The organism is Pseudomonas sp. H1_D05, from assembly GCF_054682705.1.
Window position 1 is genome coordinate 6234388 of the sequence record NZ_CP162825.1, and the last position, 14832, is coordinate 6249219.

At 59.9% G+C, this 14832-nt stretch carries 11 protein-coding genes; 5 read left to right on the forward strand and 6 right to left on the reverse strand.

Annotated elements, in window-relative coordinates; translation table 11 throughout:
• Nucleotides 1-111: 111 nt before the first annotated feature.
• From AB4O11_RS28015 to AB4O11_RS28025, 3 genes are all read right to left on the reverse strand, one after another.
• Entirely contained in the window at nucleotides 112-1356 is a 1245-nt protein-coding gene (locus AB4O11_RS28015; RefSeq protein WP_186624459.1) for a lipoprotein-releasing ABC transporter permease subunit, read from the reverse strand.
• Between the two features lie 63 nt (nucleotides 1357-1419).
• Nucleotides 1420-2118 carry a lipoprotein-releasing ABC transporter ATP-binding protein LolD gene (lolD, locus tag AB4O11_RS28020; protein WP_007910506.1) on the reverse strand — a complete coding sequence of 233 codons (699 nt, stop codon included), beginning with the start codon at nucleotides 2116-2118 and terminating at the stop codon, nucleotides 1420-1422.
• Nucleotides 2111-3361: a lipoprotein-releasing ABC transporter permease subunit gene (locus AB4O11_RS28025; RefSeq protein WP_034156426.1), complete on the reverse strand. Its 1251-nt coding sequence runs from the start codon at nucleotides 3359-3361 to the stop codon at nucleotides 2111-2113. The genes lolD and AB4O11_RS28025 overlap by 8 nt, the downstream gene beginning before the upstream one ends.
• 94 nt (nucleotides 3362-3455) lie before the next feature.
• Here AB4O11_RS28025 and AB4O11_RS28030 point away from each other — a divergent pair, with 94 nt between their 5' ends.
• Nucleotides 3456-4037: a PilZ domain-containing protein gene (locus AB4O11_RS28030; RefSeq protein ID WP_460129593.1), complete on the forward strand. Its 582-nt coding sequence runs from the start codon at nucleotides 3456-3458 to the stop codon at nucleotides 4035-4037.
• Between the two features lie 14 nt (nucleotides 4038-4051).
• A complete protein-coding gene (locus AB4O11_RS28035) occupies nucleotides 4052-4774 on the forward strand; it encodes a glycerophosphodiester phosphodiesterase (RefSeq protein ID WP_007910500.1) in 723 nt (240 codons plus the stop codon).
• 42 nt (nucleotides 4775-4816) lie between these two features.
• Here AB4O11_RS28035 and sthA read toward each other — a convergent pair whose 3' ends face one another.
• Both sthA and AB4O11_RS28045 read right to left on the reverse strand, forming a co-directional pair.
• The gene (gene sthA / locus AB4O11_RS28040) at nucleotides 4817-6211 is read right to left on the reverse strand and encodes a Si-specific NAD(P)(+) transhydrogenase (protein WP_064117858.1); all 1395 of its coding nucleotides are present in this window, start codon (nucleotides 6209-6211) and stop codon (nucleotides 4817-4819) included.
• Between the two features lie 197 nt (nucleotides 6212-6408).
• Nucleotides 6409-7353 carry an FAD:protein FMN transferase gene (locus AB4O11_RS28045; RefSeq protein WP_460129596.1) on the reverse strand — a complete coding sequence of 315 codons (945 nt, stop codon included), beginning with the start codon at nucleotides 7351-7353 and terminating at the stop codon, nucleotides 6409-6411.
• A gap of 162 nt (nucleotides 7354-7515) precedes the next feature.
• Here AB4O11_RS28045 and tcuC point away from each other — a divergent pair, with 162 nt between their 5' ends.
• A complete protein-coding gene (gene tcuC / locus AB4O11_RS28050; protein WP_016986740.1) occupies nucleotides 7516-8817 on the forward strand; it encodes an MFS transporter in 1302 nt (433 codons plus the stop codon).
• A 170-nt stretch (nucleotides 8818-8987) separates the two neighbouring features.
• Here tcuC and AB4O11_RS28055 read toward each other — a convergent pair whose 3' ends face one another.
• Entirely contained in the window at nucleotides 8988-10451 is a 1464-nt protein-coding gene (locus AB4O11_RS28055; RefSeq protein ID WP_186624461.1) for a glyceraldehyde-3-phosphate dehydrogenase, read from the reverse strand.
• Between the two features lie 354 nt (nucleotides 10452-10805).
• On the opposite strand from AB4O11_RS28055, the gene mfd reads away from it, so the two are divergent.
• Nucleotides 10806-14255: a transcription-repair coupling factor gene (gene mfd, locus AB4O11_RS28060; protein ID WP_460091623.1), complete on the forward strand. Its 3450-nt coding sequence runs from the start codon at nucleotides 10806-10808 to the stop codon at nucleotides 14253-14255.
• A gap of 10 nt (nucleotides 14256-14265) precedes the next feature.
• Complete coding sequence (locus AB4O11_RS28065) at nucleotides 14266-14832, forward strand: CsiV family protein (protein ID WP_093433687.1); 567 nt, start codon at nucleotides 14266-14268, stop codon at nucleotides 14830-14832.

The window sequence follows — 14832 nt, forward strand, 5'->3', positions numbered from 1 at the left end:
ACGCTCTGCGTGGGAATGCAGCCCGGGACGCTCCGCGTCCCTTCCAGAGCCGAACGCGGAGCGTCCGTTGAGGCGTTCCCACGCAGAGCGTGGGAACGAGCATGGAGTCGCTTACGAATATCTCAGGGCGTGAGCCGGCTCGATCTTCGCCGCCCGCCAAGCCGGATACACCGTAGCCAGAAAGCTCAGAATAAAGCCCGCCGAGCAGATCAACAGCACGTCCCCACCCTGCAATTCCGACGGCAAATTGCTGACGAAATACACATCCGAACTGAAGATGTGCTGCCCGCTGACTCGCTCGATCCAGCCCACGATCTGACTGACATTCAGCGCGGCGATCACGCCCAACACGCCGCCAATGATCGTGCCGACAATACCGATCACCGTGCCTTGCACCATGAAGATCGCCATGATCTGCCGTGGCGTGGCGCCGATGGTACGCAAAATCGCGATGTCCGCGCCTTTGTCGTTCACCACCATGATCAGCGTTGCGATGATGTTGAACGCCGCCACCGCGACGATCATCAGCAACAGCAGGCCGATCATGGTTTTTTCCATTTTCATCGCGCTGAACAGGCTGCCCTGGGTGTGGGTCCAGTCATCAGCCTTGAACTCGGCGCCCAAGCCGGCGGCGATGTCCGAAGAGACTTTCGGCGCGGCGTAGAGGTCTTTCACCGCCAGACGCACGCTCTGCACCTGATTCGGCTGCCAATGCTGCATGGTCGCGGCGTCAGCCACATGGATCAGGCCCATCGAGCCGTCCAGTTCGGCGCCAACCTTGAACACGCCAACAACGTTCAAACGCTGCATGCGCGGGGTGATGCCACCCGGCGCAGTGCTGACTTCCGGGACGATCAGGGTGATCTTGTCGCCAACATTGAGACGGAAACGGCGGGCGGTGATTTCGCCAATCACCACGCCGAACTCGCCCGGCTTCAAGGCATCGAGACGGCCCTGCACAATGTGCTGGGCAACGATAGAGACCTTGCCTTCCTGCTCCGGATCGACGCCGCTGATCTGGATCGGCTGCATCAAGCCCTTGTAGGAGAGCATGCCTTCCATCTCAGTGAACGGCACGGCGGCGGTCACTTCAGGGTTTTTCATCGCGGCGGCGGCCACCGGCTGCCAGTCATCGATCGGCTTGACGCCCACGATGGTGGCGTGCGGCACCATGCCGAGGATGCGCGAGCTCATTTCGCGCTGGAAGCCGTTCATCACCGACAACACCACGATCATCGCCAGCACGCCGAGGGCGAGGCCGATCATCGAGGTCATCGAAATGAACGAAACAAAGCGATTGCGGCGCTTGGCGCGGGTATAGCGCGTGCCGATAAAGATCGATAACGGTCTGAACATTCGCTGGGGCACCGTATAAAAATAAAAGACCCGACGCCTTTACAGGCGCCGGGTTTCAGCCAGTCAGATAGGCGTGAGGCAACCTTCTTGCAGGTGCAGTACGCGATCCATCTGGCGGGCCAGGTTCATGTCGTGAGTCACCACCAGGAACGCCGTGCGCATGGAGGTGCTGAGTTCCAGCATCAAATCCTGAATGCCTTGCGCGGTGTGCGAGTCGAGGTTGCCGGTTGGCTCGTCGAGCATCACCAGGCCCGGCTTGTTCACCAGGGCGCGGGCGATGGCTACACGCTGACGTTCACCGCCGGACAGTTCCGCCGGTTTGTGCTCCAGGCGATGACCGAGGCCGACGCGTTCCAGCAACGCCGTGGCGCGCTGACGCGCTTCCGGGATCGGCGTCTTGCCGATCAGCAGCGGCATGCAGACGTTTTCCAGTGCGGTGAATTCCGGCAGCAAGTGGTGGAACTGGTAAACGAAACCGAGCGCACGGTTACGCAGCAGGCCACGCTTCTTCTCGCTCAGCGCCGACAACTCTTCACCGTCGAGCCAGACGCTGCCCTTGGTCGGCGTATCGAGGCCGCCGAGCAGGTTGAGCAAGGTACTTTTGCCCGAACCCGAGGTGCCGACGATCGCGACGCGCTCGCCCGGGTGTAACTCCAGTTGCAGGCCGGCCAGTACTTCTACCGATTCCGGGCCTTCCTCGTAAGATTTGCCCAGGTTGCGGCAGCTCAGGATTGCTTGTTCACTCATGCCCGACTCACTCATAACGTAGCGCCTCCGCCGGCTGGGTGCGCGCGGCACGCCAGGCTGGATACAGGGTGGCGAGGAAACTCAGGACCAACGCAGCGGCGCAGACCATGACCACATCCTGGCTCTGCACCTGCGACGGAAGATAATCAATGAAATACACGTCAGCATTAAGGAATTTGTGGCCGATCAGGCCTTCCAGTGCCGAGATCGCGGCGCTGACATTAAGCGCGGCGAAAATACCCACCACCGCGCCAATCGCCGTGCCGACCACACCGATCACCGTGCCTTGCACCATGAACGTGCGCATGATCGTGCCCGGCGTCGCGCCCAACGTGCGCAGAATGGCGATGTCGCCCTTCTTGTCGTTGACTACCATCACCAGCGTAGAAATGATGTTGAACGCAGCGACGGCGACGATCAGCAACAACAGCAGGCCGATCATGGCTTTTTCCATACGGATCGCCTGATACAGATTGCCGTGGGTGCGGGTCCAGTCACGGGCGTAGTAATGGTCTTCGCCAAGCTGCTGGGCGATGTTCCATGCCACACGCGGCGCCTGGAACAGGTCGTCGAACTTCAGGCGAATGCCCTGCACCTGATCCGGTTTCCAGCGGTGCATCTTCGCCAGATCCTGCAGGTTGGTCACGCCCAGATAGCCATCGAGTTCGCCAGCGCCGACATGGAAAATGCCGACCACGGTGAAGCGCTTCATGCGCGGGAACATCCCGGCCGGGGTCACGCTGACCTCCGGCGCGACAAAGGTGACCTTGTCACCGATGCCGACGCCGAGCTTGGTCGCAGCCTTGTCGCCGATGACGATGCCGAAACTGCCCGGCGTCAGATCGTCGAGTTTGCCCTGTTTCATGAAGTTGTCGATGATCGACACATTGCGCTCGAGCGCAGGGTCGATGGCGTTGAGCAACACCTTGGACACCTGACCGTTATTGGTCAGCAGGCCCTGCATCTGCGTAAACGGCGCAACCGCCGTCACCTGCGGGTTCTGCTTGACCTGGGTGGCCAGGCTTTGCCAATCGTTGATCGGTTCAGTGGATTCAATGGTCGCGTGGGGCACCATGCCCAGCACACGGGTGCGCATCTCATGATCGAAGCCGTTCATCACCGACAACACGACGATCATCACGACCACGCCAAGGGCGAGCCCGATCATCGAAGTCAGGGAAATGAATGACACAAAATGATTGCGACGCTTTGCACGGGTATAACGCGTGCCGATAAATACGAAGAGAGGTCTGAACATGTCGGGGCTTGTTCGGAGGGAAAAGGAACGTCCTTGTGGCGGGGGTCGATAACCAGCTTTACACTCAGACCACCGCCGCTACCATGGGTTCGCCATGTCGACATTAGATGAAGAAGATCGCCGCGAATACTACCGTATCGAGGACACGATCGCACTGGAAATTCGGCCCCTGTCTGCTCCCGAAGCCGCAGGCCAGGAAGTGTTGCAGGATGCTTCCCCACTGTTCAACCTGCTCAGCGAACTGCACCTGAGTGAATTCGAGTCGCAACACCTGTTGCGGCAGATCAGCGAGCGCGACCGGGCCATTGCCGCGTTCCTGAAATCCCAGAACAAGCGCATCGACCTGCTCAGCCAGGTGGTCGCCCTGACCGTGCTGGGCCAGATCGGCGAGCCGCAACCGGTGATCATCTCCGAAGGCGGGATCGACTTTCAGCACCCGACACCGATTGCCACCGGCGCTCACCTGTCAGTGAAACTGGTGCTGATGCCGCAAGCGCTCGGCCTGTTGCTGCGTGCCCGCGTCACCCATTGCGACCGCAAGGGCGAAGGTTATGACATCGGTACCGAGTTCGAACACCTGACCGATGCCCAGCGCCAGTTGCTCGCCCGCTATATCTTGCAGAAGCAGGCCCAGGAACGACGTCTGGCCCGCGAACAGAACGAATCAGGCATTTAATTTAAGGAAGCACCGTGACCCTCATCTACGGCCACCGCGGCGCCAAGGGCGAAGCACCGGAAAACACCCTGAGCAGTTTTCAGGAATGTCTCAAGCACGGCGTGCGCCGTTGCGAACTCGATCTGCACCTGTCCAAGGACGGCGAGTTGATGGTCATCCACGACCCGACCCTCAAACGCACTACGGAGCGGCGCGGCAAAGTCGTCGAACACACCGCCGCCGAGCTGGTCACTTACGACGCGCGCAAGGGTGGCCCGGGCTGGATCAAGCCGTGCCCGATTCCGACGCTGGAAGAGTTGTTCGAGAAGTGTGATTTCGAGCATTGGCAACTGGAGGTCAAAAGCGCTTCACGTACTCGCGCCGCAACCACGGTGCTGGCGATTCGTGAAATGGCGCAACGGCATGGCCTGCTCGACAAGGTGACGATCACCTCGAGTTCGCGGGAAGTGCTGAAAGCGGCGCTGGATCTGGTGCCGGATGTGTCACGCGGATTGGTGGCCGAATACGCCTGGCTCGACCCATTGAAAGTCGCGGCCAGCTATGGCTGTGAGATTCTCGCGTTGAACTGGACGCTGTGTACGCCGGAACGCCTGCAGAAGGCGCAGCGTCAGGGGCTGCATGTGTCGGTGTGGACCGTCAACGAGCCTGCGCTGATGCGCAGACTCGCCGACTTCGGCGTTGACAGCCTGATTACAGACTTTCCCGGTTTGGCCACTGCCACCCTCGAGAATTGCTGAAATCGGTCTCCCCGGCCGGCTCAGGCCACCGGCCGGAGCCCGTCAAAAAAGCCGGTTGAGGCCATCGTACGCCGCTACCCGATAGGCTTCGGCCATGGTCGGGTAGTTGAACGTGGTGTTGACGAAGTACTTCAGGGTGTTCAGCTCGCCCGGCTGGCTCATGATCGCCTGGCCGATGTGAACGATCTCCGACGCCTGATAACCGAAGCAGTGAACGCCCAGCACTTCCAGGGTTTCACGGTGGAACAGGATCTTCAGCATGCCTTGCGGCTCGCCGGCGATCTGCGCACGTGCCATGCTCTTGAAGAACGCCTTGCCGACTTCGTACGGCACTTTGGCCTGGGTCAGTTCCTGTTCGTTCTTGCCGATCGAGCTGATCTCCGGAATGGTGTAAATGCCGGTCGGCACGTCATTCACAAAGCGCCAGCTACCGTTATCGACGATGCTGCCAGCAGCCGAACGACCCTGGTCGTGAGCGGCACTGGCCAGGCTCGGCCAGCCGATCACGTCACCGGCACCGTAGATGTTCGGTACGCAGGTGCGGTAAGCCTCGTCGACCTCGATCTGGCCACGGCTGTTGACCTTGACGCCGATGTTTTCCAGACCGAGCTGATCGGTGTTGCCGGTACGACCGTTGCACCAGAGCAAGGCATCGGCCTTGATCTTCTTGCCGGACTTGAGGTGCAGGATCACGCCGTTGTCGACGCCTTCAACGCGATCGTAATCTTCGTTGTGGCGCACGGTGATGTTGTTGTTGCTGAAGTGGTAGCTCAACGCCTGGGAGATTTCCGAGTCGAGGAAGCTCAGCAACTGACCACGGTTATCAACCAGCTCGACCAGTACACCCAGACCGCTGAAGATCGACGCGTATTCGCAACCGATCACGCCGGCGCCGTAAACGATCAGTTTGCGCGGGGTGTGGCCGAGACTGAGGATGGTGTCGCTATCGTAGATACGCGGGTGGTGGAAATCGATGTCCGCCGGGCGATACGGGCGCGAACCGGTGGCGATGATGATGTGCTTGGCCACCAGTTTCTCGACCACACCGTTGGCGCAAACCACTTCGATGGTTTGCTCGTCGGCGAAGCTGCCGGTGCCGAAGAACACGTCGACGCGGTTACGGGCGTAGTAGCCGGTGCGCGAAGCGACTTGTTTGGAAATGACTTTCTCGGCGCTTTTCAACACGTCCGGGAAGGAGAACCAGCGCGGCTCGCCGATCGCCCGGAACATAGGATTGGTGTTGAACTGCATGATCTGCCGCACCGAGTGACGCAGTGCCTTGGACGGGATGGTGCCGAGGTGGGTGCAGTTGCCGCCGACCTGGCGACGGCTGTCGACCATCGCGACCTTGCGCCCTGCTTTGGCGGCGTTCATTGCCGCGCCTTCTCCCGCCGGGCCGGAACCCAGCACCACCACGTCGTAGTTGTAGACAGCCATGCGTACTCCTCAGAACAGGCCGCGGTGCCAGCAGCACCGGCGGCTAAATCACGCCGAACGGCGGCGCGAAGGAACAATTGGGGGTCAATCAAGAACCCGGACACAGTCTATAGAAGCGTCAACGCCGCGCACATTAACCCTTGGTCGCGTCGTAGGCTACTTTTGCCTGCACTACAACGCCAGCTTTCGTATTGTTCTCAGTCAGTTTTCTTGCCAGTGAGGCGCTCGAAAGCCGTATTGGTACGAACGACAAAACCTGTATCGGCACGAATCACAAAGAATGCACCAATGTCATGTTTTTCCGCATAGTCCCACGCCCTTTCCGGGCCAAGAATCAGCAACAGCGTCGATAGGCCATCGGCCATCAACGCTGAAGGATGAATCACCGTGACGGACGCCAGGTCGTGTAGGACCGGTGCACCGGTGCGCGCATCGAAGGTGTGGGAATAACGCCGGCCGTTCTGCAGGAAATAGTTGCGGTAGTCGCCGGAGGTGGAAACGCCGTAGCCGTCGACATCGATGATGCGCTCGGCGACCTGCTGATCATCACGAGGTTCTTCCAGAGCAATGCGCCAAGGTGAGCCGTCGAGTTTTCTGCCTTTGGCTTTTAACTCACCCGTGGCTTCAGCGAGGTAATCGTGGATGCCCATGGCATCGAGCCGTGCCGCGATGGTGTCGACGGCATAACCGGCGGCGATGCTGTTGAAATCGACTTCGACGGCGGCGTCCTTGCACAACTGATCGCCATTGATGCGCAAGTGCTGATAACCGACGCGCGACATCACCTCGGCGAGTGCGGCGGCGCCGGGGACTTTCTCTTCGCGCCCCTGCGGGCCGAACCCCCAGAGATTCATCAGCGGTTCGACAGTCAGGTCGTAGGAGCCTTCGCTTTGCGCTGACAGCTGTTCGCCTGTGCGGACCAGTTCGATTACCGCAGCAGGCATTTTCTGACAGCTGTTGGCGGGCAAAGCGTTGAAGTGCTCGATGTCCGAATCGTTGCGATAGGTGGATAGCTGCCGATCGACTTCGCCGAGGATCCCCTCCACTTCACCGCGAACTTGCTTCGGCTCGGGCAAGCCGGCGCGGCGCACATACTTGATTGAATACGTGCTGCCCATGGTCGGCCCACCAAAGCTTTCCATGGAATCGCCATTGCCGCAGCCAGCCAATATGCCAGCCAGAATCACAAGCCCCAGCAACCGTCCAGTGAACAATTATTCATCTCTCCGTAAAACCGCGACGGCCATTATGAATTAAAGGATCTGCAACATCTTTATACAAAATCCAATAGTGAGTACCTGAACATGTCCTCCACCACGGGCAAAGGCAAAGCGATTTTTCGCGTTGTCAGCGGCAACTTCCTCGAAATGTTCGACTTCATGGTCTACGGCTTTTACGCCACAGCCATTGCCAAGACCTTCTTCCCCACCGACAGCGCCTTCGCTTCGCTGATGCTTTCGCTGGCAACCTTTGGCGCCGGCTTCCTGATGCGACCGCTCGGGGCGATTTTCCTCGGCGCCTATATCGACCGCCATGGCCGTCGCCAAGGTCTGATCATCACGCTGGCACTGATGGCTGCCGGTACGGTGCTGATTGCCTGTGTGCCGGGCTACGCCACCCTCGGCGTCGCCGCGCCACTGATCGTGCTGTTCGGTCGCTTGCTGCAAGGCTTTTCCGCTGGCGTAGAACTGGGCGGCGTATCTGTCTATCTGGCAGAGATCGCCACCCCGGGCCGCAAGGGCTTCTTTGTCAGTTGGCAATCCGCCAGTCAGCAAGCGGCAGTGGTTTTCGCCGGCCTGCTCGGGGTCGGCCTCAACCACTGGCTGAGCCCGGAACAAATGGGCGATTGGGGCTGGCGCGTGCCGTTCCTGATCGGCTGCATGATTGTGCCGGTAATCTTCGTCATTCGCCGCTCGCTGGAGGAGACGCCGGAGTTCCAGGCCAGAAAACACCGCCCTACCCTGCGGGAAATCGTCCGCTCGATCGGTCAGAACTTCGGCATCGTCATCGCCGGCATGGCGTTGGTGGTGATGACCACGGTGTCGTTCTACCTGATCACCGCGTACACCCCGACGTTCGGCAAGGCTGAGCTGCACCTGTCGGATTTCGACGCGTTGCTGGTGACGGTGTGCATCGGCCTGTCGAACTTCTTCTGGTTGCCGGTGATGGGCTCGGTGTCTGACAAGATCGGCCGTAAACCCTTACTGCTGGCGGCGACGATTCTGGCGATCCTGACCGCCTACCCGGCGCTGTCGTGGCTGGTGGCGAACCCGAGCTTCAGCCATTTGCTGATTGTCGAGTTGTGGCTGTCGTTCCTCTACGGTTCGTACAACGGCGCGATGGTGGTGGCGCTGACCGAGATCATGCCGGTGGAGGTGCGCACGACCGGTTTCTCGCTGGCTTACAGCCTGGCAACCGCGACGTTCGGCGGGTTTACCCCGGCGGCGTGTACGTATCTGATTCATGTGCTGGATAACAAGGCTGCGCCGGGGATCTGGCTCAGTGGTGCGGCGGTGTTGGGATTGATTGCAACGCTGGTGTTGTTCCGCGGCAATAAGCATGAACTGCGCACCGCGCAAGCGGCCATACCCGGCGGCGCTCGATAGAACGCTTTCGCGAGCAGGCTCGCTCCTACACTGGATCTGTGTCGTTCACAAATCCCCATGTGGGAGCGAGCCTGCTCGCGAAGAGGCCGCTACTGACAACACAGCTCTAAACGGCACACAAACAAAAACGCCCCGACCTAAGTCGGGGCGCTTTCATTTGCAACGAGTGCTTAGCGCGGGAACGCTGGCGGGTTTACACCGGCCATGTCTTCCATCACGCGAACCACCTGGCAGCTGTAGCCGAACTCGTTGTCGTACCAGACGTACAGAACAACGCGGTTGTCCTGAACGATGGTCGCTTCAGCGTCGACCACACCGGCGTGGCGCGAGCCCACGAAGTCAGTCGAAACCACTTCCTGCGAGTTGACGAAGTCGATTTGCTTGTGCAGATCGGAGTGCAGCGCCATGTAGCGCAGGTACTCGTTCATCTCTTCACGGGTAGCGGCTTTCTCAAGGTTGAGGTTGAGAATGGCCATCGACACGTTTGGCGTCGGAACGCGGATCGCGTTACCGGTCAGCTTGCCGGCCAGCTCAGGCAGGGCCTTGGCAGCAGCGGTGGCAGCACCGGTCTCGGTGATCACCATGTTCAGCGCGGCGCTACGGCCACGGCGATCGCCCTTGTGGAAGTTGTCGATCAGGTTCTGGTCGTTGGTGTACGAGTGAACGGTTTCGACGTGACCGTTGATGATGCCGAACTTGTCATTCACAGCTTTCAGCACCGGCACGATGGCGTTGGTGGTGCAGGAAGCGGCGGACACGATCTTGTCGTCAGCGGTGATTTCGTTGTGGTTGATGCCGTGAACGATGTTCTTCAGCTTGCCTTTGCCAGGCGCGGTCAGAACAACGCGGTCGATACCCGGGCAGGCCAGGTGCTGACCGAGGCCATCGGCGTCACGCCATACACCGGTGTTGTCCACCAGCAGCGCGTCTTTGATGCCGTACTGGGTGTAATCCACCTCGGTCGGGTTCTTCGCGTAGATCACCTGGATCAGGTTACCGTTGGCGGTGATGGTGTTGTTTTCTTCGTCGATGGTAATGGTGCCGTTGAACGAACCATGGACCGAATCGCGACGCAGCAGGCTGGCGCGCTTGGTCAGGTCGTTGTCGGCGCCTTTGCGCACGACGATGGCACGCAGACGCAGACCGTCGCCACCACCGGTTTTCTCGATCAGGATGCGCGCCAGCAAACGGCCGATACGACCGAAGCCGTACAGCACAACGTCGGTGCCTTTACGTGCGGAAGCGTTTTGCTGGCCAACCACGTCAGCCATTTCTTCACGAACGAATTGCTCGGCGCTGCGGCCATTGCCTTCGTTACGGAATTTGAACGCCAACTTGCCCAGATCTACCGAAGCCGCGCCGAGCTTGAGCTCGCTCATGGCCTTGAGCAGTGGGAATGTTTCGTGGACGGAGAGTTCGCTGTCGTCGGAAGAACGGTGGCGCGCAAAGCGGTGAGCTTTGAGAATCGCGATGACAGACTGGTTGATCAGGCTGCGGCCATAGATCGAGCTCACCACGTTGTTATTGCGGTAGAGCTGACCGATAAGCGGAATCATCGCTTCTGCGAGTGCTTCACGGTCGATCCATTCACCAAGACACTGGTCGGGCTTCTGAGTCACGGTAACCTTCCACATGTAGGGGCAGAAAAAAGGGGCTACATTATGCCGCCGACAACCTCATTCAGCAATGCGCGCTTGTCGCGAAATCGGTAACAAAATCCCGTTCAAAAAAATTACGCCTCGCGCCAGCCCAGTAAAACCGGGGCTTTCAGCGCAGTCAATTTTTCGACGACTGTTAGACGATGTCTGTAACCCTCCGTAACACCAGCCACTTTCGGCACTACATAATCGCTAAAAAACCGCTGGTTTTTATGGTTACCACTACATTTCGCGCAAACATCGAAGATAGACGTAGTCTGCAACTGACAGGCGGCACCGGACGCCGCTACAATTACCGACTTTGTCGCAAAGCCTGGAGCTCAACCTTCCGTGCCCGTTCTGCGTCTACCGCTACTCCCTGCCGAGGCAGGTAAACAGCATTGGGGCAATCTGCCCGGTGCTGCCCTCAGTCTCGCGATTGCCGAGGCTGCCAGCGCTGCCAAGCGCTTCACCCTGCTACTGACCGCCGACAGCCAGAGTGCTGAACGACTGGAACAGGAGCTGAGTTTCTTCGCCCCGGATTTGCCCGTTCTGCATTTCCCTGACTGGGAAACCCTGCCGTACGACCTGTTCTCGCCGCACCAGGACATCATTTCCCAGCGCATCGCCAGCTTGTATAGGCTGCCAGAGCTGGCGCATGGCGTGCTGGTGGTGCCGATCACCACAGCGTTGCACCGGTTGGCGCCGACCAAGTTCCTGCTCGGCAGCAGCCTGGTGCTGGATGTCGGCCAGAAGCTCGATGTTGAACAGATGCGTGCGCGGCTCGAAGCCAGTGGCTATCGCTACGTAGACACGGTTTATGAGCACGGCGAGTTCACCGTTCGCGGCGCACTGATCGATCTATTCCCGATGGGCAGCAAACTGCCCTATCGCATCGACCTGTTCGACGACGAAATCGAAACCCTGCGTACCTTCGACCCGGAAAACCAGCGCTCCATCGACAAGGTCGATTCGGTCAAGCTGCTGCCGGCCCGTGAGTTTCCACTGCAGAAAGACGCAGTCACCCGCTTCAAGGCGCGTTTCCGCGAGCGTTTCGACGTCGACTTCCGTCGCTGCCCGATCTTTCAGGATCTGAGCAGCGGCATCACCCCGGCCGGGATCGAGTATTACCTGCCGCTGTTTTTCGACGAAACCTCGACGCTGTTCGATTACCTGCCGCAAGACACGCAAGTGTTCTCGCTGCCCGGCATCGAACAAGCTGCGGAGAATTTCTGGAACGACGTGCGCAATCGTTATGAAGAGCGCCGCGTCGACCCTTCGCGTCCTTTATTGCCGCCGGCAGAATTGTTCCTGCCGGTGGAAGACTGTTTCGCCCGTTTGAAGAGCTGGCCACGTGTGATCGCCAGTCAACAAGACGTGGAAACCGGCGTCGGCCGCGAGCGCTTCCCCGCGCAAGCACTGCCGAATCTGGCAATCGAGGCCAAAGCCACGCAACCGCTGGCGGCGCTGTCGGCGTTCCTCGATGAGTTCCCCGGTCGCGTGCTGTTCACCGCCGAATCCGCGGGCCGTCGTGAAGTCCTGCTGGAGTTGCTTGAGCGCCTGAAGCTGCGACCGAAAAATGTCGACAGCTGGCCTGATTTCGTCGCGAGCAAGGATCGTCTGGCGATCACCATTGCCCCGCTCGACGAAGGCCTGATGCTGGATGAGCCGGCGCTGGCACTCGTCGCGGAAAGTCCGCTGTTCGGTCAGCGTGTGATGCAACGTCGTCGCCGCGAGAAACGCAGCGACGTCAGCAATGACGCGGTGATCAAGAACCTCACCGAGCTGCGCGAAGGCGCGCCGGTGGTGCACATCGATCACGGTGTCGGCCGCTATCTGGGCCTGACGATTCTGGAAATCGACAATCAGGCGGCCGAATTCCTCACCCTCGAATACGCCGAGAACGCCAAGCTTTACGTGCCCGTAGCCAACCTGCATTTGATCGCGCGTTACACCGGTAGCGACGATGCGCTGGCCCCGCTGCACCGCCTTGGTTCGGAAACCTGGCAGAAGGCCAAGCGCAAAGCCGCCGAACAGGTGCGCGATGTTGCCGCTGAACTGCTCGATATTTACGCCCGGCGTGCCGCTCGCGAAGGTTATGCATTCGCCGACCCGAAAGCCGATTACGCGACGTTCAGCGCCGGGTTCCCGTTCGAAGAAACCCCGGACCAGCAATCGACCATCGAAGCCGTGCGCGAAGACATGCTCGCGCCGAAACCGATGGATCGCCTGGTCTGCGGCGACGTCGGTTTCGGCAAGACCGAAGTGGCCATGCGTGCGGCATTCATCGCCGTGCACGGCGGTCGTCAGGTGGCGATTCTGGTGCCGACCACCCTGCTCGCCCAGCAGCACTACAACAGCTTCCGCGACCGCTTCGCCGACTGGCCCGTGACAGTAGAAGTAATGAGCCGCTTCAAATCGGCCAAGGAAGTGAACGCGGCGATCGCCGATCTGGCTGAAGGCAAAATCGACATCGTCATTGGCACGCACAAGCTGCTGTCCGACGATGTAAAAATCAAAAACCTCGGGCTGGTGATCATCGACGAAGAACACCGTTTCGGTGTCCGTCAGAAAGAACAGCTCAAGGCCCTGCGCAGCGAAGTCGACATTCTTACCCTGACCGCCACGCCGATTCCGCGCACGCTGAACATGGCGGTGTCGGGCATGCGCGACCTGTCGATCATCGCTACGCCGCCAGCGCGACGCCTGTCGGTGCGCACCTTCGTCATGGAGCAGAACAAGAGCACGGTCAAAGAGGCCCTGCTCCGTGAACTGCTGCGCGGCGGCCAGGTTTACTACCTGCACAACGATGTGAAAACCATCGAGAAGTGCGCCGCCGATCTCGCCGAACTGGTGCCGGAAGCCCGCATCGGCATTGGTCACGGACAGATGCGCGAGCGCGAACTTGAACAGGTGATGAGCGACTTCTATCACAAGCGCTTCAACGTGCTGATCGCCTCGACCATCATCGAGACCGGCATCGATGTGCCGAGCGCCAACACCATCATCATCGAGCGCGCCGACAAGTTCGGCCTGGCACAACTGCACCAGTTGCGTGGTCGTGTCGGCCGTAGTCACCACCAGGCTTACGCCTACCTGCTGACACCGCCGCGCCAGCAAATCACCTCGGACGCGGAAAAGCGTCTGGAAGCGATCGCCAACACTCAGGATCTCGGTGCCGGTTTCGTCCTGGCGACCAACGACCTGGAAATCCGTGGCGCCGGCGAACTGCTCGGCGATGGCCAGAGCGGGCAGATTCAGGCCGTGGGCTTCACGCTGTATATGGAGATGCTCGAACGCGCGGTGAAATCGATCCGTAAGGGCGAACAACCGAACCTCGATCAGCCGCTGGGCGGTGGCCCGGAAGTCAACTTGCGAGTGCCAGCGCTGATTCCGGAAGACTACCTGCCGGATGTTCACGCGCGTCTGATTCTGTACAAACGCATCGCTTCGGCCACCGACGAGGAAGGCCTCAAGGATCTGCAAGTCGAGATGATCGACCGTTTCGGCTTGTTGCCGGAACCGACGAAGAATCTGGTGCGCATCACGGCGTTGAAATTGCAGGCTGAGCAACTGGGTATCAAGAAGGTCGATGGCGGGCCGCAAGGTGGGCGCATCGAGTTCGAAGCGCAGACGCCGGTCGACCCGATGACGCTGATCAAGCTGATCCAGAGCCAGCCAAAACGCTACAAATTCGAAGGCGCGACGATGTTCAAATTCCAGGTACCGATGGAACGTCCGGAAGAGCGCTTTAATACTGTAGAGGCGCTGTTTGAGCGCCTCCTCCCGAAATCTGTTTGAAGGACGCCCAATGCGCCTGTTCCGCTCAGTGACTTTGCTACTTGCTTTGGTAGCCCCTTCGGCTTTCGCCGATGACCTGTATCAGGTCGAAATGATTCTGGTGCGCCAGAACGCCGTACCGGCAATCGTCAGCCGCGCCGCGCCGGAAGACTGGGCCGCTGGGGCCCAGCGTTTGAGCGACGACAGCAAACGCACACCGGCGTTGAACGACGTTGTCAGCAAACTCACCGCCAGCGGCGACTACAGCGTGCTGATGCACAAGGCCTGGCAGCAAACCCTTGGCGAAGCACCGGCAAAAGTGGCGGTCAGCGACGGTCAGGAGCAGTTCGGTCAATTCCCGATCGAGGGCACGCTGGAAATGAAACTGGGGCGTTTCACCGATGTGAACGCCGATTTCTGGGTCAATCAGATCGACGCCAATGGCCTGGTCACCGCCAGCGAGCGCCTGAAGCAGGACAGCCACACCAAAAATGGCCAACTCAACTACCTGGACAACGGCCATCTGGCCTTGCTGATCAAGATCACTTCCCTGACCGCGCCAGCGCCACGGGAAGCGCCTGAAGCGATTCCGGACTGA